Source organism: Nocardia sp. NPDC003345, from assembly GCF_053589395.1.
Genome location: NZ_JBSFRU010000075.1, coordinates 1 through 21,093, shown reverse-complemented (window position 1 = coordinate 21,093; position 21,093 = coordinate 1). Strand labels below are relative to the sequence as shown.

General features: G+C 67.7%; 20 protein-coding genes. 11 read left to right on the top strand and 9 right to left on the bottom strand.

Annotated features, from left to right (window positions below; all coding sequences use genetic code 11):
* The first annotated feature begins 216 nt into the window (after positions 1-216).
* Complete coding sequence (locus tag ACWDU1_RS11695; protein ID WP_449997818.1) at positions 217-3,024, top strand: FAD-binding and (Fe-S)-binding domain-containing protein; 2,808 nt, start codon at positions 217-219, stop codon at positions 3,022-3,024.
* Positions 3,025-3,038: 14 nt separating this feature from the next.
* On the opposite strand, the gene ACWDU1_RS11690 is transcribed toward ACWDU1_RS11695, so the two are convergent.
* The gene (locus ACWDU1_RS11690; protein WP_449997817.1) at positions 3,039-3,212 is read right to left on the bottom strand and encodes a hypothetical protein; all 174 of its coding nucleotides are present in this window, start codon (positions 3,210-3,212) and stop codon (positions 3,039-3,041) included.
* Positions 3,213-3,312: 100 nt separating this feature from the next.
* Between ACWDU1_RS11690 and ACWDU1_RS11685 the strand changes: the two genes are divergently transcribed.
* Positions 3,313-4,218 (top strand): DNA-3-methyladenine glycosylase family protein, encoded by a 906-nt coding sequence (locus tag ACWDU1_RS11685; RefSeq protein WP_449997822.1) that lies wholly within the window; start codon positions 3,313-3,315, stop codon positions 4,216-4,218.
* A 45-nt stretch (positions 4,219-4,263) separates the two neighbouring features.
* Here ACWDU1_RS11685 and ACWDU1_RS11680 read toward each other — a convergent pair whose 3' ends face one another.
* Positions 4,264-4,464, bottom strand: coding sequence for a hypothetical protein (locus tag ACWDU1_RS11680; RefSeq protein WP_449997815.1), 201 nt, complete (start codon positions 4,462-4,464; stop codon positions 4,264-4,266).
* A gap of 305 nt (positions 4,465-4,769) precedes the next feature.
* Between ACWDU1_RS11680 and ACWDU1_RS11675 the strand changes: the two genes are divergently transcribed.
* Positions 4,770-4,994, top strand: coding sequence for a DUF397 domain-containing protein (locus ACWDU1_RS11675; protein WP_449997813.1), 225 nt, complete (start codon positions 4,770-4,772; stop codon positions 4,992-4,994).
* Positions 4,995-5,135: 141 nt separating this feature from the next.
* Positions 5,136-5,273, top strand: coding sequence for a hypothetical protein (locus tag ACWDU1_RS11670; RefSeq protein ID WP_449997811.1), 138 nt, complete (start codon positions 5,136-5,138; stop codon positions 5,271-5,273).
* 102 nt (positions 5,274-5,375) lie between these two features.
* Here the strand turns inward: ACWDU1_RS11670 and ACWDU1_RS11665 are convergent, their stop codons facing one another.
* The 5 genes from ACWDU1_RS11665 to ACWDU1_RS11645 form a co-directional block, all read right to left on the bottom strand.
* The gene (locus tag ACWDU1_RS11665; protein ID WP_449997809.1) at positions 5,376-6,122 is read right to left on the bottom strand and encodes a succinate dehydrogenase/fumarate reductase iron-sulfur subunit; all 747 of its coding nucleotides are present in this window, start codon (positions 6,120-6,122) and stop codon (positions 5,376-5,378) included.
* 4 nt (positions 6,123-6,126) lie between these two features.
* Positions 6,127-8,097, bottom strand: a complete 1,971-nt coding sequence (locus tag ACWDU1_RS11660) for a fumarate reductase/succinate dehydrogenase flavoprotein subunit (protein WP_449997807.1) — start codon at positions 8,095-8,097, stop codon at positions 6,127-6,129.
* A 15-nt stretch (positions 8,098-8,112) separates the two neighbouring features.
* Positions 8,113-8,946 carry a hypothetical protein gene (locus ACWDU1_RS11655; RefSeq protein WP_449997805.1) on the bottom strand — a complete coding sequence of 278 codons (834 nt, stop codon included), beginning with the start codon at positions 8,944-8,946 and terminating at the stop codon, positions 8,113-8,115.
* Between the two features lie 284 nt (positions 8,947-9,230).
* Entirely contained in the window at positions 9,231-9,518 is a 288-nt protein-coding gene (locus ACWDU1_RS11650; RefSeq protein ID WP_449997803.1) for a hypothetical protein, read from the bottom strand.
* Between the two features lie 430 nt (positions 9,519-9,948).
* Positions 9,949-11,136 carry an AAA family ATPase gene (locus tag ACWDU1_RS11645; RefSeq protein ID WP_449997801.1) on the bottom strand — a complete coding sequence of 396 codons (1,188 nt, stop codon included), beginning with the start codon at positions 11,134-11,136 and terminating at the stop codon, positions 9,949-9,951.
* Positions 11,137-11,595: 459 nt separating this feature from the next.
* On the opposite strand from ACWDU1_RS11645, the gene ACWDU1_RS11640 reads away from it, so the two are divergent.
* Together ACWDU1_RS11640 and ACWDU1_RS11635 are read left to right on the top strand one after the other, a co-directional pair.
* Complete coding sequence (locus ACWDU1_RS11640; protein ID WP_449997820.1) at positions 11,596-12,189, top strand: C40 family peptidase; 594 nt, start codon at positions 11,596-11,598, stop codon at positions 12,187-12,189.
* Positions 12,190-12,192: 3 nt separating this feature from the next.
* Positions 12,193-12,597: an RNA-binding S4 domain-containing protein gene (locus ACWDU1_RS11635; RefSeq protein ID WP_449997799.1), complete on the top strand. Its 405-nt coding sequence runs from the start codon at positions 12,193-12,195 to the stop codon at positions 12,595-12,597.
* A gap of 55 nt (positions 12,598-12,652) precedes the next feature.
* Here the strand turns inward: ACWDU1_RS11635 and ACWDU1_RS11630 are convergent, their stop codons facing one another.
* Positions 12,653-14,536, bottom strand: coding sequence for an acyltransferase domain-containing protein (locus ACWDU1_RS11630; protein ID WP_449997797.1), 1,884 nt, complete (start codon positions 14,534-14,536; stop codon positions 12,653-12,655).
* A gap of 346 nt (positions 14,537-14,882) precedes the next feature.
* On the opposite strand from ACWDU1_RS11630, the gene ACWDU1_RS11625 reads away from it, so the two are divergent.
* Positions 14,883-15,833, top strand: coding sequence for an MBL fold metallo-hydrolase (locus ACWDU1_RS11625; protein ID WP_449997795.1), 951 nt, complete (start codon positions 14,883-14,885; stop codon positions 15,831-15,833).
* 158 nt (positions 15,834-15,991) lie between these two features.
* Here ACWDU1_RS11625 and ACWDU1_RS11620 read toward each other — a convergent pair whose 3' ends face one another.
* Positions 15,992-16,966, bottom strand: coding sequence for an NAD(P)H-dependent flavin oxidoreductase (locus ACWDU1_RS11620; protein ID WP_449997793.1), 975 nt, complete (start codon positions 16,964-16,966; stop codon positions 15,992-15,994).
* 332 nt (positions 16,967-17,298) lie between these two features.
* On the opposite strand from ACWDU1_RS11620, the gene fadD5 reads away from it, so the two are divergent.
* From fadD5 to ACWDU1_RS11600, 4 genes are all read left to right on the top strand, one after another.
* The gene (gene fadD5, locus ACWDU1_RS11615; RefSeq protein ID WP_449997791.1) at positions 17,299-18,867 is read left to right on the top strand and encodes a fatty-acid--CoA ligase FadD5; all 1,569 of its coding nucleotides are present in this window, start codon (positions 17,299-17,301) and stop codon (positions 18,865-18,867) included.
* 145 nt (positions 18,868-19,012) lie between these two features.
* A complete protein-coding gene (locus ACWDU1_RS11610) occupies positions 19,013-19,606 on the top strand; it encodes a cysteine hydrolase (protein ID WP_449997789.1) in 594 nt (197 codons plus the stop codon).
* A 60-nt stretch (positions 19,607-19,666) separates the two neighbouring features.
* Positions 19,667-20,011 carry a hypothetical protein gene (locus ACWDU1_RS11605; RefSeq protein ID WP_449997787.1) on the top strand — a complete coding sequence of 115 codons (345 nt, stop codon included), beginning with the start codon at positions 19,667-19,669 and terminating at the stop codon, positions 20,009-20,011.
* A 157-nt stretch (positions 20,012-20,168) separates the two neighbouring features.
* On the top strand, positions 20,169-21,093 hold a 925-nt coding region (locus ACWDU1_RS11600; protein WP_449997785.1), incomplete at its 3' end, for a MerR family transcriptional regulator.

The following is a 21,093-nucleotide window of genomic DNA, read 5'->3' as shown; positions in this document are numbered from 1 at the left end:
GCTTCGAGGGCTGACAGCAGGCGCGGGCCGAACCGTTTGGGGGGCTCGCCGGACTCGGCACCCGGGGTGGATTACGCAGGGGGCGGTGGCGTGTGGTGGGGGTGGCATGTGGTCGCGGAGGTGGGCCCGGGTCGGGATCTGTGGGGAGTGGGCGGAGGCGGGGATGTTGTTGTGGATGGCGAGAGGGGAGGCGCGGGTGCGTTTAGGCTGGTCGGTGTGACCGACCAGGATCGGCGACGGGAAGGGCTCGTGGACGCCTTGCGCGCCCGGATCGGCGCGGAGGCGGTGGACGGTTCCCGTCGGCGCCGGGTGGAGTACTCCGCGGACGCGTCGAACTACCGGGTGCTGCCCGAGGTCGTGGTCTTTCCGCGGGAGGAAGCCGAGGTGGCGGCGGTACTGGAGGTCGCGCGGGCCGAGGGTGTGCCCCTGACGCCGCGCGGCGCCGGTACCTCGGTGGCGGGCAATGCCGTCGGGCCCGGCATCGTGGTCGATTTCAGCAGGCATATGCACTTGATCGCCGATCTGGATCCGGAACGCCGGACCGCCCGGGTGCAACCGGGTGTGGTGCTGTCGGACCTGCAGCGGCGGGCCCGGGCGCACGGTCTGCGGTTCGGGCCCGACCCGTCCACCCAGAACCGCTGCACCCTCGGCGGAATGATCGGGAACAACGCCTGCGGACCGCATGCCGTGGCCTGGGGACGAACCTCGGACCAGGTCCGGGAGCTGCGGATTCTCGACGGCACCGGGACCCCGCGCCGCCTCGCCGGAGATCCCGCCGCCGTACCGGGGCTGGCGGAGCTCACCGCGGGCGCACTGGCGGTCCTGCGCACCGATCTGGGCCGGTTCGAACGGCAGGCCTCCGGCTACGGTCTCGAATATCTGCTACCGGAGCGGGGGAGTTCGGTGGCGGCCTCGTTCGTGGGGGCGGAGGGCACCTGCGGTGTACTCCTCGAGGCCGAGGTGGATCTGGTCGATATTCCCGCCGCCACCGTGCTGGTGGTGCTCGGCTATCCCGATCTGGCGACCGCGGCCGACGATATCGCCGCGGTGATGTCGGTCGCGCCGAGCGCGGTGGAGGGTATCGACGCGGGCCTGATCGAGATGGTGCGCGCGCACGGCAGGGCGGTCCCCGACCTGCCGCGCGGGGACGGCTGGCTGTTCGTGGAACTGGCCGGTCCCGATCAGGCCGCGGCGAGCGCGGACGCGGCGCGACTGTGCCGCGCGACCGGCGCTCTCGATACGCGCACCATCACCGATCCGGTGGCCGCGGCGGCGCTGTGGCGGATCCGCGCGGACGGGGCCGGACTGGCCGGGCGCACCCGCGACGGGCAGCCGGCCTGGCCGGGATGGGAGGACGCCGCCGTACCGCCCGCCCGGCTGGGTGCCTACCTGCGCGATTTCGAGGAACTGACCAGCGAATACAAACTCGAGGGCTTCCTCTACGGGCATATCGGTGACGGCTGTATGCACGTACGGCTCGATCTGCCCATCGCGGCCGCGCCGGACCGATTCCGCGCCTTCCTCACCGACGCCGCCCATCTCGTGGTCGGGCACGGCGGTTCGCTGAGCGGGGAACACGGGGACGGCCGGGCCCGGTCGGAGCTGCTGGAGATCATGTACTCGCCGGAGGTCCTGGCGGTTTTCGCCGGGTACAAGGCGCTGTTCGATCCCGGCGATCTGCTCAACCCCGGAGTCCTGGTGCGCCCGCGTCCGCTGGACGCGGATCTGCGGCTGCGCGGGCCGGGCCCGATGGCTCCGGCCGGTGGTTTCGCCCTGACCGCGGATTCGGGTGACCTCTCGACCGCCGTACATCGCTGCGTGGGGGTCGGGAAATGCCGCGCGGATACCAGCGCCACCGGCGGTTTCATGTGCCCGTCGTATCTGGCGACCGCCGACGAGAAGGACTCCACCCGCGGCCGGGCCCGGGTGTTGCAGGAGGTGGTCCGGGGAGAACTCGAATGGTCGGCGCCCGAAGTGGCCGAATCCCTCGATCTGTGCCTCTCGTGCCGGGCGTGCGGTACCGACTGCCCGGCCGGTGTCGATATGGCGACCTACAAGTCCGAAACCCTGTACCGCCGGTATCGCGGCCGCCTCCGGCCGCGCGACCACTACACGCTCGGCCGGCTACCCCGCTGGCTGGCCGGTGCGACCCGGGTGCCCCGGCTGGTGAACACGCTGGCCGCCGCCGGACCGCTGCGCCGGCTGGGGATGCGCGTCGCGGGGCTGGACCCGCGGCACGCGATACCGCTGCCGGCGCGACGTCCGTTCCGCCGGATATGGCGCGAACAGCACGGGAACCAGCCGGTCACCGGGTCCGGTGCCGGGATAGTGATGCTGTGGGTGGATACCTTCACCAACGCCTTCGACCCGGAGATCGCCGGGGCGGCCGTCCGACTGCTGAACTCGCTCGGTTACCGCGTGACACTGCCCGGCAGACAGGTCTGCTGCGGGCTCACCTGGATCAGTACCGGCCAGCTCGACGGGGCCCGCGCCCGGCTGCGCGCGACACTGGACGAACTCGATATGCATGTGCGGGCCGGTGGGCGGATCGTCGGCCTGGAGCCGTCGTGCACCGCGACCCTGCGCGCGGATCTGCCGGAGTTGCTCCCCGACGACCCGCGGTCGCGTCCGGTGGCCGCGGCCGTCCGTACGCTCGCCGAGTTCCTGCTGGAACTGCCGGATTGGTGTCCGCCCGATGCCGCGGGCCGGACCGTGGTGGTGCAGCCACATTGTCACCATCACTCTGTGCTGGGTTTCGAAGCCGATCGCCGGATATTCGCCCGGATGGGAATGGATATCACCGAAATCGCCGGATGCTGTGGTCTGGCGGGTAATTTCGGAATGCAGCGGGGGCATTACGAAATCTCCGCGGCCGTCGCCGGCAACGGTTTGCTGCCCGCGCTGCGCGACGCTCCCGCCGAGGCGACTCTGCTGGCCGACGGTTTCTCCTGCCGCACCCAGGCGGGCATGCTGGCAGGCCGGCAGGGCCGCCATCTCGCGCAGATCCTGCTGGATGAGTGGTGATCACCTACCGCCGGTCAGCTACTGCCGAAGGGCAGACTGCCCGGAGGGATCTCGTAGCCGGAGCTTCCGGCGAAAACCGAACCCCAGAGATCGAGCAGCCAATTGAGTGCTTCGACGATCATGAAATCCTCCGGATTATGGTGATCATTGATATCGCCCGCACCGGCGGAAGCCGGGTGTTTGCTCAATGCGGTCATTATCGTCCCGCGAATCGGGCCCGTTACGCCGGAGGCGCACAATAGCGTGGTGCCCATCCGTTCAGCGGGATCCCCGGCGGGCTCCACCGGGATGTCCCGGACCCTCGCCTCGTATGCCCCGATAGATCTCGCGCACACCCTCGCGCCGCTGCGCCGCGGTGCCGGTGACCCGTGTCACCGGATAGGCCCCGACGGGGCGCATTGGCGAGCCTCACGGATGCCCACCGGCCCGGTCACCTACCGGCTGGTCCAAGCCGAGGAGGGCGCTGTCACGGCTACCGCCTGGGGTGCCGGTGCCCCGGAGTTCCTCGACGGACTCGATCGCATGCTGTGTGTGGATGAACGGGTGGACGATTTCGTCCCCATCCATCCCACGGTCGCCGCCGCCCACCAGCGGTTTCCGGGATTGCGGATGTTGCGCACCGGGCTGGTGCTCGAATCCCTGGTACCGGCCGTCCTCGAGCAGAAGGTCACCATGGTCTCGGCGTACGCGGCATGGCGTGCGCTGGTGCAGCGTTTCGGGGCCACGCCGCCCGGCCCGGCCCCGGACGGCCTACGACTACCTCCCGACGCCGAGACCTGGCGCCGGATCCCCTCCTGGGATTACCACCGCGCGAACGTGGGGCCACAGCGCTGGCAGACGATAGTCCGCGTGGCCGAGCGCGCCGATGCACTGGAACGTACCGCCGGACTACCCCCGGCCGAAGCGGCCCGCCGGCTACAGACCATCAGGGGTGTCGGCGAATGGACGGCCGCGGAAACGGCGCAACGCGCCTTCGGTGATGCCGACGCGCTGTCGGTGGGTGACTTCCACCTGGCGTCGGTCGTGGGGTGGACCCTGCTCGGCCGGGATATCGACGACGCGGAGATGGTCGAGTACCTGGAACCCGTGCGTCCGCATCGATACCGGACGATTCGCCTGCTCTACCTCAGCGGGCAGGCGCGTAAACCCCGCTTCGGCCCGCGTGCGCCGGTCACCGACCATCGCTGGCACTGAGCCGCCGTAGCGGTCCCGGCCGGGCCGGGCGCACGCGGATTCTCGTTATTGGAGGGCGCGGTTGTCCAGAACGCAGCGCCCCGATTCCACCAGGGTCGCCCGCGCGCGCCGGCGGACCCGGCACATATCGACAGTGCAGTCCAGGTGCAGCTGCATGGCCGAATGGGCCTGTTCGGGGCTCATCACGCCGGGATCGTCACCGCAATCGAGCACGGTGGGGATCGGGGCGCTCAGATTCAACCGCATCACACGACCTCCTTGTGAACCCGCGGCCGACTCCTGTTGTCCGCGGTGGGTTTCCGGGTGTGCACATACGACCAACAGCTCACCATAGGCCGAGAACGGTATGGATCGGGTGAGATTCGCCGTTTTTCGGTCGCCGAATTTGCGGATTCGCGGGTCGGCGGGGTTATCCGCGGTCCGGTCGGCGTTGCGCGTAGCATCGCGCTCGATGCCGGCGGGGTGGCGGCGCCGATCAGACGCGGCGTCCCGGTGCCGGAATCCCGACAGAACAGGCGGCGACCCGTGGACACGGGCGAAGGAGAACCTGGATGAGCACCGACAACGGGACGAATGTGGACCTTTCCGGCGCCCGCTGGCTGAGCACCGGCCCGGATGGCCCGGGCTCGCACAACGTGGAGATCGCGATGCTCGCCGACGGGCACGTGGGGATGCGCGACGGCCAAGACCCCGATGGGCCGGTACTGGTTTTCACCCCGGGTGAATGGGCGGCGTTCACCGCCGGTGTGCGTGACGGCGAATTCGATCGCCCGTAGTTTTTCCCGTGCCGGAAGTTATTCGATCTTCACTGGTCACCGGCGGTTTGCCTACGACGTATAACGGGTAGACAACGATACGTGGACCGAGGAATCAAGAACTCGCGGCCTCGTCTCCGGGGCTTGCGGCCCGGAGACGGTGTGGCGTGGTTGATCGTCGGACTGCTCTTCGCGGCGTCGGCGGCCGGTGTATTCGTACTCACCGGCTCCGTGCTGTCGGCGCTGTTCGTCGGCGTTCTGGTCGGGCTGGTCACGACGGGCGTCGTGACGATGCTCTGACCACGCCGCGCGAGTTGGACCGGCGCCGTAATCCGTCCTTTCCGGATGTTTCCGCTGCGCAGCCGTTCAGGCCGGCCGCGCAGCGGACCCCTCGAATACCGGTCAGCGCCGGAACAGCTTGTTCCCCAGCCAGACGATCGGGTCGTATTTACGGTCGGCGACCCGTTCCTTCATCGGGATCAGCGCATTGTCGGTGATCTTGATGTGCTCGGGGCACACCTCGGTACAGCATTTGGTGATATTGCAGTAGCCGAGTCCGTGCTCCTCCTGGGCGGCGTCGCGGCGGTCGGCGACATCGAGGGGATGCATCTCGAGTTCCGCGATACGCATCAGATAGCGCGGGCCCGCGAACGCCTCCTTGTTCTCGTCGTGGTCACGGACCACATGGCAGGTGTTCTGGCAGAGAAAGCATTCGATGCACTTGCGGAACTCCTGCGACCGCTCCACATCCACCTGCTGCATGCGGTACTCGCCGGGCGCCAGATCGGGCGGCGGCGTGAACGACGGTATTTCGCGCGCCTTCTGGTAGTTGTACGACACATCGGTCACCAGATCGCGAATCACCGGGAAGGTCCGCAGCGGCGTCACGGTGATGATGTCCTCGGGGGTGAAGGTGGACATCCGGGTCATGCACAGCAGCCGGGGCCGGCCGTTCACCTCGGCCGAACAGGAACCGCATTTACCGGCCTTGCAATTCCAGCGCACCGCCAGATCGGGCGTCTGTGTGGCCTGCAACCGGTGGATGATGTCGAGCACCACCTCACCCTCGTGCACCGGCACCGTGTAGTCCCGCAGTTCTCCGTCGTCGGTATCACCGCGCCATACGCGGAATTTGGCGTCGTAACTCATGCGCTCACGCCTCCTTGGTATCCGAATCGCTGCCGTTGCGGCTCGCGGCCGCGGCGGCGCCCCCGGCCGCCGGATGCCCGGCGAGTTCGGTGGATGTGTAGTACTTCTCCAGCTCACCGAAATCGAAGAGGGCGAGCAGTTCGGGACGCATGGGCAACTGGTCCCGCACGGTGACCGAGATATCCGGTACACCGGATTCGTCCTCCGCGCCGGCCACCGCGCAGACCAGCAGTTTGTTACGCCACTGTGGGTCCATACCGGGGTGATCGTCGCGGGTGTGCCCGCCCCGGCTCTCGGTCCGCTGCAGCGCGGCCTGCGCGACGCACTGGCTGACGACCAGCATGTTGCGCATATCGAGCGCCAGATGCCACCCCGGGTTGAACTGGCGGTGTCCCTCGATGGTGACGTGCGCGAACCGATCGCGCAGGGCCTCGAGGCGGCTGATCGCCTCGCGGACCTCGTGCTCCTTGCGGATGATGCCGACCAGATCGTTCATGGTCTGCTGCAGATCGGTGTGCAGGGTGTAGGGGTTCTCGCCCGATCCGCCCTCCGGCGGGTCGAAGGGCGCCAGGGCGATCTGCGCGGCCGCCGCGATATCGGTATCGGTGATCTCGGGGCGCCGGTCGAGGCCTGTGACGTACTCCGCGGCGCCCAGTCCCGCGCGGCGTCCGAACACCAGCAGATCGGACAGCGAATTGCCGCCGAGACGGTTGGATCCGTGCATACCGCCCGAACATTCACCCGCGGCGAACAGGCCGGGGACGGCAGCGGCGCCGGTATCGGGATCGACCTCGATACCACCCATCACGTAGTGACAGGTGGGGCCGACCTCCATCGGTTCCTTGGTGATATCCACATCGGCCAGTTCCTTGAACTGGTGATGCATGGAGGGCAGCCGGCGGATGATCTCCTCCGGCGACAGCCGCGAGGCGATATCGAGGTAGACGCCGCCGTGCTCGGTGCCGCGTCCGGCCTTGACCTCTTCGTTGATGGCCCGGGCGACCTCGTCGCGGGGTAGCAGGTCGGGGGTACGGCGGGCCGAATCGTTATCGCGCAGCCACTGATCGGCCTCTTCCTCGGTCTCGGCGTACTGACCTTTGAAGACACCCGGGATGTAGTCGAACATGAAGCGTTTGCCCTCGGTGTTCTTCAGCACCCCGCCGTCACCACGGACACCCTCGGTGACGAGGATGCCCTTCACACTGGGCGGCCAGACCATCCCGGTCGGATGGAACTGCAGGAACTCCATATTGATCAGCCGGGCCCCGGCGCGTAGCGCCAGTGCGTGACCGTCGCCGGTGTACTCCCACGAGTTCGAGGTGACCTTGTAGGACTTGCCGATACCGCCGGTGGCCAGGACCACCGCCGGCGTCTCGAACAGGATGAAGCGGCCGGATTCGCGCCAGTAGCCGAAGGCCCCGCTGATCCGGTCGCCGTCCTTGAGCAGATCGGTGATCGTGCATTCCGCGAAAACCTTGATCCGGGCCTCGTAATCGCCGGTCTCGGCGTAGTCCTCCTGCTGCAGCGAGACGATCTTCTGCTGCATGGTGCGGATCAGTTCGAGACCGGTCCGGTCGCCGACATGCGCGAGCCGCGGATAGGTGTGACCACCGAAGTTGCGCTGGCTGATCCGTCCGTCGGCGGTCCGGTCGAACAGGGCCCCGTAGGTTTCCAGTTCCCACACCCGGTCCGGGGCCTCACGCGCGTGCAGTTCGGCCATCCGCCAGTTGTTCAGGAATTTCCCGCCGCGCATGGTGTCGCGGAAATGGGTTTCCCAGGTGTCCTTCTCGTTGGCATTGCCCATCGCCGCCGCGCAGCCGCCCTCGGCCATCACGGTATGGGCCTTGCCGAACAACGATTTACAGACGACCGCGACGGACAGGCCGTGTTCGCGGGCTTCGATCACCGCGCGCAGTCCGGCGCCACCGGCACCGATCACCACGACGTCGTAGGTGTGCCGCTCCACTTCGGGCATAGCCGTGCAAACTCCTCAGTCGATGATGCGAAGGTCGGAAATGGTGCCGCTCGCGACCAACATCACGTAGAAGTCGGTGAGCACGAGAGTGCCGAGCGTGGTCCAGGCCAAGGCCATATGCCTGGTGTTGAGCTTGGAGACCTGGGTCCAGAACCAGTAGCGCACGGGGTGGGCGGAGAAATGCTTGAGCCGTCCGCCCGCGATATGCCGGCAGGAATGGCAGGACAGCGTGTAGGCCCAGAGCAGGATCACGTTCCCGGTCAGGATCAGGCTGCCCAGGCCCATACCGAAGCCACCCGTCTTACCGTGGTAGGCGCCGATGGCGTCGTAGGTGTTGATCACCGAGATGATCACCGCGATATAGAAGAAATAGCGGTGCGCGTTCTGGATGATCAACGGCAGCCGGGTCTCGCCGGTGTACTTGGCGTGCGGTTCGGCCACCGCGCAGGCCGGCGGGGAGAACCACACCGAGCGGTAATACGCCTTGCGGTAGTAGTAGCAGGTCAGCCGGAACCCGAGCAGGAACGGCAGCACCACGAAACCCAGCGGGATGAACATCGGCAGATCACCGAACGGCGTGCCGAAATGGCTGGCCCCCTCTACGCACGACGTGCTCAGGCACGGCGAGTAGAAGGGCGTCAGATAGTGGTAGTCCGGCACCCAGTACGCGGTCCGTACAAACGATCTGACGGTCGCGTAGATGACGAAGGCGGCCAGCCCGACAACGGTGACGAGGGGAGGTAGCCACCATCTGTCCGTGCGTAGCGTGCGGGCGTTGATCCGGGCCCGGGCCTTGCTGAAAACACCTGATCCCGCTTCAGGAGCGGATGTGGTCGTTGCGGCACTCACTGGTCGATGCCTCGCTGATCGGCGGTTCGGAGACCATTGACGATCCCCGATCGAATGTGATGCTGAGCACCATACGCCGGGTCTGCTATGGACCGAGCAGGGTCTGCGCAATCTTGTCGCCTCAACAGGGCAGTGATTTGCGCCACATTTACTGACGATCTTGATGGGTGAATACACCGCAAACAACAGCGGCCGACCGCCTGTCCGGCGACCGGCCGCTCTCGCCGCACCGGGGCGGAGCCCGGGGCGAGGGGGTCAGTTATCCAGCGGTGAACCCGGGGGTGCTACATGGTGCGGGGCCGCGAGTGGAAGCCGAGGCCCTCGTCCTGAGCGCCCATCCAGGCCGACTCGTCGGATTTGCTGTCCGGTACGTAGATGGGCTCCTGACCCCGGCCGACCAGCTGCGGGGGCGGGCTCTGTTCGAATTCGTCGGCGTCGATGCACAGCCTTTCGAGGTCGTTCTCCAGCCGGCGTACCGTCCCCGCGTCCCCGTAGTGGGCGCGCAGCACCCCGATCGACTGCCGGAGCTGGTTTACGGCGTAGCGGAGTTCCGCGAAATCGCTGCGTGTCATGGATACCTCCTGAGTTGCTCACCGGTCGCGGTGCGAACGCCGCCCGGACTGCTTCGGCCGTCCGGCATTGCTTGTGACCGACCACACAAGGTGATCTACAACACAGTACGGGAAAAATGCGATTCCGGCTCGTCGGATGATCAAGATCGGGTTGCGGTTGGGAGCGGATGTGCACCACTGGCACCGCGGTCCGCACCGATGGGTGGCAAGTCTCGCGATCTATAAAGTCGACTAGGGCTGGGGGTAGACGTGGATAGATTTGGGCATCGGGCCCGAGCGCTCGCCCTCTATATGGGTGTCGAGAACGGGTGATAGAAAGCTCTAGATAGGGATAGCGGCCGGACCGCGTCGGCGCATGCCTCATCGCGAGCAGTATCTACACGAATCTAGAGCTGATCCGAGAATTCGGTAGAGATCGGTTTTCGCGTGGTCAGGTGCTGACACTGCGCAGGTAGCGGCCGAAATGCGGAACCGTGAAACCGATGGTGCCGCGTTCGGCCGAATAGATCAGCCCCTTCTTGATCAGCCCGTCGCGCGCCGGTGACAGCGATGCGGGCTTACGTCCCAGTTCGGTCGCCACCGCCGCGGTCGGGACCGGGCCGTCGTCACCGGCGAGATCCGCCATCGCGCGCATGTACTCGCGTTCGGCGGGGGTCGCGCGCTCGTACCGGGATCCGAAGAATCCGACCGCCAGCTCCTCTTCGGCCGTCGGCGCCGCGACCTCCACATCCTCGGCGGTGATCGGGCTCCCGGGTGCCTGGTCCCAGACCGCCTTGCCGTAGGCCTGCACGAAATAAGGATAGCCGTCGGCCTTGCGGTACAGCGCGGCGAGGGCTTCGTCGGAGAATTTGACCTCTTCGCGTTCGGCCGGGGCGATCAGGGCCTGGTCGGCGGAGTCGCGATCGAGGCGGTCGATCCGGTGGTAACTGAACAACCGCTCGGAATAGCTCTTGGAGGCCGACAGTACAGCGGGTAGATGCGGCAACCCGGCGCCGACCACGATCAGCGGAGCGGTGTCCTGGCTCAGTTCGTGGCAGGCCCCGCAGATCGCCGAGATATCGGCGGGTCCCAGATCCTGCATCTCGTCGATGAACACGGCGATGCCCACGCCGATATCGCCGGCCAGCGCCGCGGCCTCGGTCAGTAGTTCCACCAGGTCGATCTCGATATCCCCGGAATCGGCCCGCCCGGTCACCGCGGGTACATCGATACCGGGCTGCCAGCGTTCCCGCATTCCTTTGTCGGCGGTGGCACGCAGCGCGAATGCCTTGAGAATGCCCAGGAAATCGTCGACCCGCTCGGTGTTGCGGTGGTTCTTCGCGATGGCCCGGGCCGCCATATGTAGCGCCGAGGACAGGGGTCGCCGCAATTCCTGATCGGGGCGGGCCTCGATCTTGCCGGTACCCCAGCCACGCGAACCGGCCGCCGAACGCAGCTGGTTGAGCAGCACGGTCTTGCCCACTCCGCGCAACCCGGTGAGCATCACGCTGCGTTCGGGCCGGCCCCGGGCGATGCGTTCGAGTACGACATCGAAGGCGTCGAGCTGCTTTCCGCGGCCGGCGAGTTCGGGCGGCCGCTGGCCCGCGCCGGGAGCGTACGGGTTGCGCACGGGATCCATAACCGAACACCGTAGCCGGTCGATCGGGAAATATGGGTGAATCTATGCCGTGTCCTAGACAGGGCTAGCGGGAGCTGTCGAGAACGAGGGGAGCGGAGTTCCCGCGGCCGATGTCCGGCAAACTCGGTGTCCGATACCTTGCCGTGACCTGTCGGGTCGGTGAAAATCGCTGCTCGCACAGTCCTTTACGCCTGTACTCCCAGCTCGTGAGAAATACCCGCGTGTTCGGCTGGACAACACCCGGCAGGCATCGTAACCTTCTTGTGACTTAGCGGAGTCGAGTCGTTTCGGAAGTGAGGCGGCGCCACTGGGTCACCGCCGCAGCCGGCCGCCGCGAATAACGCAGGACGCGCGACCGATGCGACGGGAGAGCACGAAGATCGGAGACGTAGCTCGGTGGGTAAGCACAGCTTGCAGCGGGAATCCAAGCTGCCTAATTCTGTCAAGGGCGCGCTCGTCATGGGCACCCTGGCCGCCACGACGGGCACCATGCCCGCCATCGCCTCGGCCGCCACACATACGATCGACGTTCCGGGCGTCGGCAAATTCGATGTCGAGGTGCCGGACCAGTTCGCCGCTCAGGCCGATCAGCTGAACCAGGCCATGGCGCAGGCTCCCCAGGGGATGCCGCAGTTGCCGGCGCTGCCCAACTTCGCGCCGCCCGGGGCCGCGCTGCCCAACTTCGCGCCCCCCGCGCCGGTGCAGCAGTCTCTCGGTGATATCGCCCTGGATGCCGCCAAGACCAAGGTCGGCGCCATGTACTCCTGGGGTGCGGCGGGCCCCGCCAACTTCGACTGCTCGGGCCTGGTGCAGTGGGCCTACAAGCAGGCCGGTATCAAACTGCCGCGCACCAGCTTCGAGCAGTCCCATGTGGGCGCTCCGGTGGCCTTCCAGAACCTTAAGCCCGGTGACATCGTCATCACCAACGGCGGCGGTCACGTCGGCATGTACGCCGGTGACGGCAAGCTCCTGAACGCCGTGCAGTCCGGTGAGCCGGTCACCTACACGAACCTGTCCGCCGACGACGTGGTGACGGCCCGCCGTATCGTCTAAAGGGTGAGCCCAGCCGCTACCCAACCGTCCAACGGTCCGAACCAGGCCCGGGTCGACTCCTGGGTCTGGGCGGTGCGGCTGTTCAAAACCCGGTCGGCTGCCGCGGCGGCGTGCCGCGGCGGACATGTGCGCGTGAACGGTGCGACCGCGAAACCCGCGCAGCCGGTGCGTCCCGGTGACGAGGTCCGTGTCCGCAGTGGCGGTGTCGAACGCATCGTCATCGTCGAGCGGGTGATCACCAAACGGGTCGGTGCTCCGATCGCCGCCCAATGCCTGATCGACCGCAGTCCGCCCCCGCCGCCCAAAGAAGTCCTCGCGTCCCTTCCGAAACGCGATCGCGGTACCGGGCGGCCCACCAAACGCGAACGCCGCGAAACCGACCGACTCCTCGGCCGCACCGACAACTAGTCCCGCGGCCGTACTCCTGCCGAGAACTCATCCGGCGTGACCCACTGTGCTCGGGTCACGCCGGATTCTCTGTTTCCGGTGCGGGCGGGTCGGTCGCCTGCGAGATCACGACCGGCCGGACCGGTCCGGCAATCTCCAGCGGGGTCGCGAATACCGCGATGAAGGCGACCGGATCCGCGGCGGTGAGTTCGATGAGATTGGCCGCCGAGACGGATACCCGGGCGAACCGTCGTGCCAGCCGGCCCGCATCCGGTACCGGCCGGTCGGCGGCCACCACCGCCCCGACGACCGTCTCCTCGAAGACCTGCGCCGCGTGGACCACACCCCGGATGGAACACCCGGATTCGCGGATATCGCGCAACGCGTTGTCGAGATCGTGCCGGTCGGCGGTATCGCACCGCACCACCACCACCCGATCCTCGAAACCCTCGAGCAGCGGCGGTACCGGACGCGGCGATCGGGTGGGTACCACGACGTCGCGGGCGCCCGCGGAGAGCAATCGCCGCACCATCATCGAGCCGAGCGCGCCCAGTCCGCCGCTCACCACATATGTTCCGGCCCTGTCGATCTCCATCGGCGGGTCCACCGCGAGCCGCCCGGAGACGAAGCGGATAGCCCGATTGGCATCGACCATGCGGGTCCATGCGATGATATCTGTGGGTGGGAGGTCATCGGCGAGCTGTAATGAAGCCAGCGTTCCGGCACCCGTGACCTCCGCCCGCATAGTCTGCCCGGGTTCCCGGGCGTTCCCGTAGGCGTCGGTGAGGCCCGGATCGATCCCGCCGGGCGTGTCTGTCCCGTCGGCGACCGATGATGGTCGAGGGCCGAAATCGGCAGGTTCACAAGCATTCCCGTTCGGGCCTCCCACTGCGTCGAGCGGCGCCCGGGCGAATCCGGCCGGGCGTGGCGCGGCCGGATCCGCACTCGAAGACGTGTCCGGCCTCCGTGAAGCCCCCGGCCGGGTGTGGCCGCCGGGGCCCAGGATCCGGACTGCATGAAACCGCGCCAAACAGGTGAGGAAGGCGGTGCCCTCGTCGTCACGGTGGGCAGTCGGATAGGTGGTTTGGGCGAATCGTGGAATCGCGCGTACCGCCTCGGACAGAACCGGATCGGGACCCAGTTCCAGAACGATCCCGGCGCCCTCACCCGCGGCGCCGCGGAGCGCGGTATCCAGTTCCACCGTGTGGGTGAGGTTGTCCGTCCAGTAGCGGGCGCCGAGGTCACTGACCTTTCCCGGCCTCGTCCCGGAGTACATGGGGGTATGCGGGACCGCGGGATGTAGCCGTCCGATATCGGCGCGGAAGCCGGGCAGTGTCCGGGCCACGAGCGGGCTGTTGTGGGCCGGATAGTCCAGAACGGTTCGTGCGGCGGAAATCCCGCGTCGCGCGGCCCGGCGGATCGCGACCCCCACGTAGCGGTCGGTGCCGGATATCAGAACCGAGCGCGGGCCGTTCACCGCGGCCACCTCGACTCGCCCGCGCATGGGCTCCACCAGCCTGCGCACCTCGGATATCGAGGTCCGGAGTTCGGCGACCACCCCCGAACCCGAGAGCCGGGCGACCGCGCGGCCCCGCGCGACAGCCACCTTCGCGGCCTCGGCCGGTGCCAGCGCTCCGGCGACCACCGCCGCCGCGAGCTCACCGAGCCCGTGGCCGAGTACCGCGTCCGGCCGGACACCCCAGGAGCGCAACAGTTCCGTGGTCGCCACCTGGTATGCGAACAGTGCGAGGTGTGTGAACACCGCCTGCGGTGCGCCGGGATTGCGGAACCCGTAGCGGGGCGTCCAGACCCGGGGTCCCCCGGCGGCCACGAGGGTATCCGCGGCGCCGGTCAGCGCCGCCGCGAATACCGGGTACCGCCCGGCCAGGCTTCGCCCCATCCGGTCGTGTTCCCCGCCTTCACCCGGGAAAAGGAACACCACCCCGTGCGAATCGTTCATTCCGGCGGCGCAGCGGTGAATGTGGCGGCGGCGCCGAACGCGCGGGGGCCACCGGAGCGCGGGGCCGCAACACCGTATCGCCGGGGAGATAAGCGGAGGCCGGAACCGGTGTCGTCGGTTCGGGTAGCCGCGGCGGGCCCCGAAGTGCCGGCGATCCGACGCAGCGGCTGCGTGTCTGGCCTCACGACTCGATTATGCCGGAGAAGCGGGCCGTTCCGGATCCGCCGATCCTGTTGCCGCCGAATGCGTTACGCGACCGCGCAGGTCCTCGGCCGTCGGCGGCCTTGGTGGGGTCGGTGTGACCCGATCCGGGCGCGGCGGCCGCTGCTGCGAGTAGCGTTGCCGTGTGGCCGATTCCGCCGAAGGACGTACCCCGACTCTGCCCACGGTGCTGCGCTGCTGCGCGGCGCTGGCCGCTACTCCGGGGCGGCTGTTGCGTCCGCGCCGGGCCGATACCGGGCTGCTGGCACGGCTGGAGCCGGTGCCGCCGCCGGCTCCGCGCGTGACGGTCGGACTGACTGTGCTGTTGCAGGGCCGGACGCAGGCGCCCACCACCATCGTGGCCGAGGGCGTACGAGAGTTCGGCCATCTGCCGATGGCCATGGGGTCCTATCTGGTGGAGCATCCTCGCGCGCGGTTCCTCGTCGACCCGGCCCTGTGCGCCGATGTACATCAGCGCGTGCTGCCGAGCCTGCCGTTCCCGATTCCGCTGCTGGTGGCTCCCGACAAACCGGTACTCGGGCTCGGCGACGCGCTGGCGGCCCGCGATATGGATCCCGCCGATATCGATTTCGTCCTGCCCACGCATCTGCACTGGGATCACATCTCGGGAGTGCTGGACCTGCCGGATTCGGTTCCGGTGCGGCTGCCGTCGGCGGAGCTGTCCTGGGCGCTGGACGGGCCGCACCCGCCGGTCGGTGTCGTGCGCGGACCGCTGCACGGGCGGCCACTGGAGCCGCTCGAACTCGACGGCCCGCCGGTGCTCACCTTCGAGCGCAGCCTGGATCTCTTCGGCGACGGTTCGGTGGTCCTGGTGGACCTGGCGGGCCATACCCCGGGCAGTATCGGAGTGCTGCTCGCGACCGCGGGCGGCCGGGTGCTCCTGGCCGGTGACGCCGTATGGAATCGACTGCAGATCCGGCTGGTCCGGGAGAAGGCACCCATGCCGGGACAGTTGTTCGACGCCGACCGCGATACCGCGTTCGAGACGATCCACCGGCTGCACGCGTTACCCGCTGATATCGAGGTGGTCGCGGCCCACGACTACGACGCGGTCGCCGCGCTGGCGGCGCGCTGACGAATCGTCGCCACCCGCCGGCGACCCCGCTTCGATGGCCGATCGCAGGGCGGCCGCGATGCGGGAAGCCGATTGCGCCTCGGGCTTCCCGCATCCCCGCACCGGATCTATCGCCGGACCTCCGGTGCGGATATCCCGCCGAAGCGGAACAGCGCGTATCAGGCCACCACGTACTGCGCCAGCCGGGCGTTGATCAGTTCCTCGGCCTCGGAGACCATGCGCGCGATGAGGTCGCCGCAACTCGGGATGTCCTCGATCAGGCCCTGGCACAGTCCGACCGACCAGATCCCGGCGTCCAGATCGCCTTCCTCGAAGACCCGGCGGCCGCGGGCGCCGGAAACCAGCTCGCGGACGTCCTCGAATTTGCCGCCCGACTTCTCGATCTCCACCACCTTGCGGCTGATCTCGTTATCGGCGACCCGGGCGGTATTGCGCATGGTGCGGAAGATGAGCTGGGTGTCGCGCTCGGAGTTGGCGACGATCTGCTCCTTGACCTGCTGGTCGATGGAGGACTCCTGGGTGCACAGGAAGCGGGTGCCCATATTCACGCCGTCGGCGCCCAGCGCCAGAGCCGCGACCAGACCGCGCGCGTCGGCGATACCGCCGGAGGCGATGATCGGGATGGTCAGCGCACGGGCGGCCGCCGGGATCAGGACCAGGCCGGGCACATCGTCCTCGCCGGGATGGCCGGCGCATTCGAACCCGTCGATGCTGACCGCGTCGACGCCGATCTTCTGCGCCTTGAGCGCATGCCGGACGCTGGTGCACTTGTGCACCACCTTGATACCGGCTTCGCGGTATGTGGGCAGGAACGGCTCCGGATTGCTGCCGGCCGTCTCCACGATCTTGATGCCGCTGTCCACGATGGCGCGCGCGTACTCCTCGTACGGCGGCGGGTTGATCGAGGGCAGGATCGTCAGGTTCACCCCGAACGGCTTATCGGTGAGTTCGCGGGTGCGCTCGATCTCGCGCCGCAGATCGTCGGGGGTCGGCTGGGTGAGTGCGGTGATGAAACCGAGCCCACCGGCGTTGGCCACGGCCGCGACGAGTTCGGCCCGGCCGACCCACATCATTCCGCCCTGCACGATCGGATGTTCGATACCGAAAGTCTCGGTGAACCTGGTCCGCAGCATCGGTGCTCTCCTCTACTTTCCGCGGATAGTCCGCGTTTGCTGCATGGTGCCACGGGAAACAGGGCCCGATCAACCCTGGAAGTGAGTCGTGATTCGCATAAGTGACGCTCTCTGGCGTAGCTGCGGCGGCCGTCGGAGCACCGGTATCGCTGCAAATACACGCTACAACGGGTGTGAAGTCGTTTCCCGGTACGGTTCCTCGGAATTAACCGCTATTCGGTGCCGAACTCCTTGCCGGTGTCGATGTGAATTGTTATTCTGCCGACACGTTCACACTGCGTGTGGCGCCGGACACTCCGGAGGCGCACGCGGTACCGAGAGGAGTACGTGGGATGACCACCGGTGCGCAGGCCCTCGACGAGCCGATCAGATCGCGTCGTAACCACTGGAACAACCAGATCGCCTCGCACGCTGTGATGCGGCCCGACGAGGTGGCGATCCGCTTCCTCGGTGCCGACACCACCTGGCGTCAGCTCCACGATCGCTCCCAGAAGTTCGCCGATGCCCTGGCCCGCCGCGGTGTCGGCTTCGGCGACCGCGTGCTCATCCTGGCCCTGAACTACCCGCAGTACCTGGAAGCCGTGTTCGGCATCAACGCCCTGGGCGCGATCGCGGTTCCGGTGAACTTCCGGCTCACCCCGCCCGAGGTCGCCTATATCGTGGGCGACAGCGGGGCGAAGGCCGTGGTCACCGATACGGTGCTGCAGCCGCTCGCCACCGCGGTGCAGGGACAGGCCCCCACGCTCGAACACGTCTTCGTGATCAACGGCAGCAGCGGTGAGGGTGTCATCGGGTTCGAGGACGCGCTCACCGAAGGTGGAGAAGCGCACACCCCGCTCGATATCCCCGAGGACACGCCGAGCCTCATCATGTACACCTCCGGGACCACCGGCAGCCCCAAGGGCGCCATCCTGTCCTACGGGAACATGAACGCCCAGGCCCTCACCTGTATCCGGGCGATGGCGATCGAACCCGACTCGATCGGTTTCTGCACCTCGCCGCTCTTCCATATCGCCGGGCTCGGCAGCCTCGCGCCGGCCTTCATGCTCGGCACGAAGACGGTGCTGCATCCGCTGGGCGCGTTCAACGCCACCGAATTCCTGGACGCGGTCGAGGCCGAACAGGCCACCACCGCCTTCTGCGTACCCGCGCAGTGGCAGCTGATCTGCGACGATCCCAGCATCGGTCAGCGCAAACTGGCCCTGAAGGCGCTGAGCTGGGGCGCGGCTCCGGCCTCGGACACCGTCCTGAAGGCCATGGCCACGGCCTTCCCCGACGCGTTCAACGTCGCGGTGTTCGGGCAGACCGAGATGTCGCCGATCACCTGTGTGCTCGAGGGCAAGGACGCCATCCGCAAGCTCGGTTCGGTCGGCAAGGTAATCCCGACCATTCAGGCCCGCATCGTCGACGACGAGATGAACGATGTGGCTCCCGGCGAGGTCGGCGAGATCGTCTACCGCGGCCCCAGCATGATGGCCGGGTACTGGAACAAGCCCGAGGCGACCGCGGACGCCTTCGCCGGCGGCTGGTTCCACTCCGGCGATCTGGTCCGCCAAGACGACGAGGGATTCGTCTACGTGGTGGACCGCAAGAAGGACATGATCATCTCCGGCGGAGAGAACATCTACTGCGCCGAGGTCGAGAATGTGCTGTTCGCGCATCCGCAGATCCGTGAGGCCGCGGTGATCGGCCGGGCGCACGAGAAATGGGGCGAGGTCCCGGTCGCGGTGGTGGCCCTGGAGGATCCCGACGCCGGACTCACCCTCGCGGATCTGGAACCGTTCCTGAACGAGAACCTGGCGCGCTACAAGCATCCCAAGGAACTCGTCGTGGTCGCGGAACTGCCGCGCAACGCCAGCGGCAAGGTCGTGAAGAACGACCTGCGCAAGGACACCGCCTAACCCCTGTCACCTGGTACGAACCGGCGGAGAACGAGTTCCGCCGGTTCGGTTCCGGGCAGCACCGGGCCGGCTCGCCGCGCCCGGTGGCCAGGACTTATTGCGCAGAGTGGTGCGACCACCGCATCGATGGTCGATTATCTACGCCATGTCGGATCACCATGCTGCTGTTCTCGCCCTGCACTGGCAGGTCAACGTCATTCGGCCGGAAGGTTTCTTCGGTCCGATGCTGGCCGAGCCGGTGGCCGCCAGCGGAGCGGTGCCCCGCGCCGCCGAATTCCACAAACTCGCGGCGGAGCTGGGACTCCCGATCATCTGCACCCGCTTCACCGTGCCCGAGGGTGAGGGCCGGCTGGTCCGCAACACCGGTTTCATGCAGTCGGTGGGCGCGGCGCAGCAGGACTTCCGGCCCGACGCGCCGGGCAGCCGCCTGATCGACGAGATCGCCGATCAGGCCGACCGGATCGTCGACAACCAGAAGCTGTCCGGTCTGGCCGGCAACGATCTGCCCCGCTGGCTGGCCGAGAACGATATCGACACCCTGTTCCTGACCGGAGTCGCCACCAACCTCACCGTCGAGCAGACCGCCCGCCACGGCACCGACCTCGGTTTCACCGTGTACACGGTCGCCGACTGTGTAGCCGCCGCCGACCCCCAGGTCCACACCGCCTCCCTGGCGAATATCGCCCTGGTCAGCGCCGGCCTCCGAACCACCGACGACGCCTTCGACGTCCTGGCTTGATCACCCTGTTCCGCGCCCGCCCCCGATCTGGACGATGCTCCGGCCGACAACGGTTCCGATGTGGAGCACGCCGGGGTCCCGGATCGGGTGCGTGACCAGTTCCGGTTCACCGCGGTCCATCTCGCTCCGCACACCGCCGAACGCGACGAGGACCGCGACCCGTCGCTGACCGGCACCCGCCTGCTGCGGTCGATGGACATCCCGCTGGTCGACCCCGGCCAGGAGACGAAGGCCGCGATGCTCGTCTCCTACCAGGATCAGTTGCGCGCCGGGAAGGTCACCAACCGCACCCGCGGCGCGCTCGGTAAGGCGGTGTCGATGCTGACCCTCGAGGATCGGGTGAGTTCGTCTGTGCCCGATCAGTGCTCGCGCGATGAACGTGCCGTGACTGCCGACGATGGATGAGTGGCGCTGTTCTCGCAGCGCAATGTGGCGCCGATGGGTCCGAGTAGGCGGGTGCGAGGGCGGCACGAATGCTGGGGCGTCCTGTTGACCTTGACCTTTGGGGAAGCTTGATGCTTGTCGTACCGGTCGCTGTGACCGGGGCGAGAAGGAGGTCGATGTGGGGCTGCTGACCATCGGTGCGTTCGCTCGGGCTGCCCGGCTGACACCGAAGGCGTTGCGTCTGTATGACGACCTCGGGCTGCTACCTCCAGCGGCGGTCGATCCCGAGTCCGGGTATCGGTTCTACGACTCGGACCAACTGGAGCAGGCACGTCTGATTGCCCAGCTACGCAGTATCGGCATGCCGCTCGCCGAGGTCGACGCCGTGTGCCGCCTGAGCCCACTGGCGGCGGCCGAAGCGATCAGCGCTTACTGGCAGCAGGTCACTGCCGCGACAGCGGCTCGCCAACGACTGGCCACCGCTCTCGTCGACAACCTGTCCGGAAGGGGCACCACCATGTCGGAGCCGAATCCCACCCTCGGCATTCGCTACGCTGTCCGCTGCGATATCGGGGCGGTACGGAACAGCAACGAAGATGCCGCGCACGCCAGCGATCGGCTACTGGCCGTCGCCGACGGCTTGGGCGGCCCCGGCGGCGCTGCTGCCAGCACCGCCGCCATCGATGCTCTCAAACCGTTCGAACTGGCAAACGCGCCGGCCGCCGAACTGCTCACGATGCTGGCAAGCGCGGTCACCGAGGCCGACCGCACTGTGCGCAAGGCAGCGACCGTCCACCAGCAACCGCTCACCACCCTGACCGCGATTCTGCGGTCCGGCTCCCAGCTGGCTCTGGTGCACATCGGCGACACACGGGCATACCTGTTGCGCGGCGGCGAGTTGTTCCAGCTCACCCAAGACCATACCTATGTGCAATTGCTGGTCGACCAGGGCAAACTCGCCCATCACGAGGCCGACTCCCATCCTCAGCGCGCGTTGCTGGTCCGGGCCCTCGGGGCCGGCGAACGCCAAGTCGAGGCAGACCTGGCTTTGCGCACCGCCCTGGCCGGTGACCGCTACCTATTGTGCTCCGACGGACTGTCTG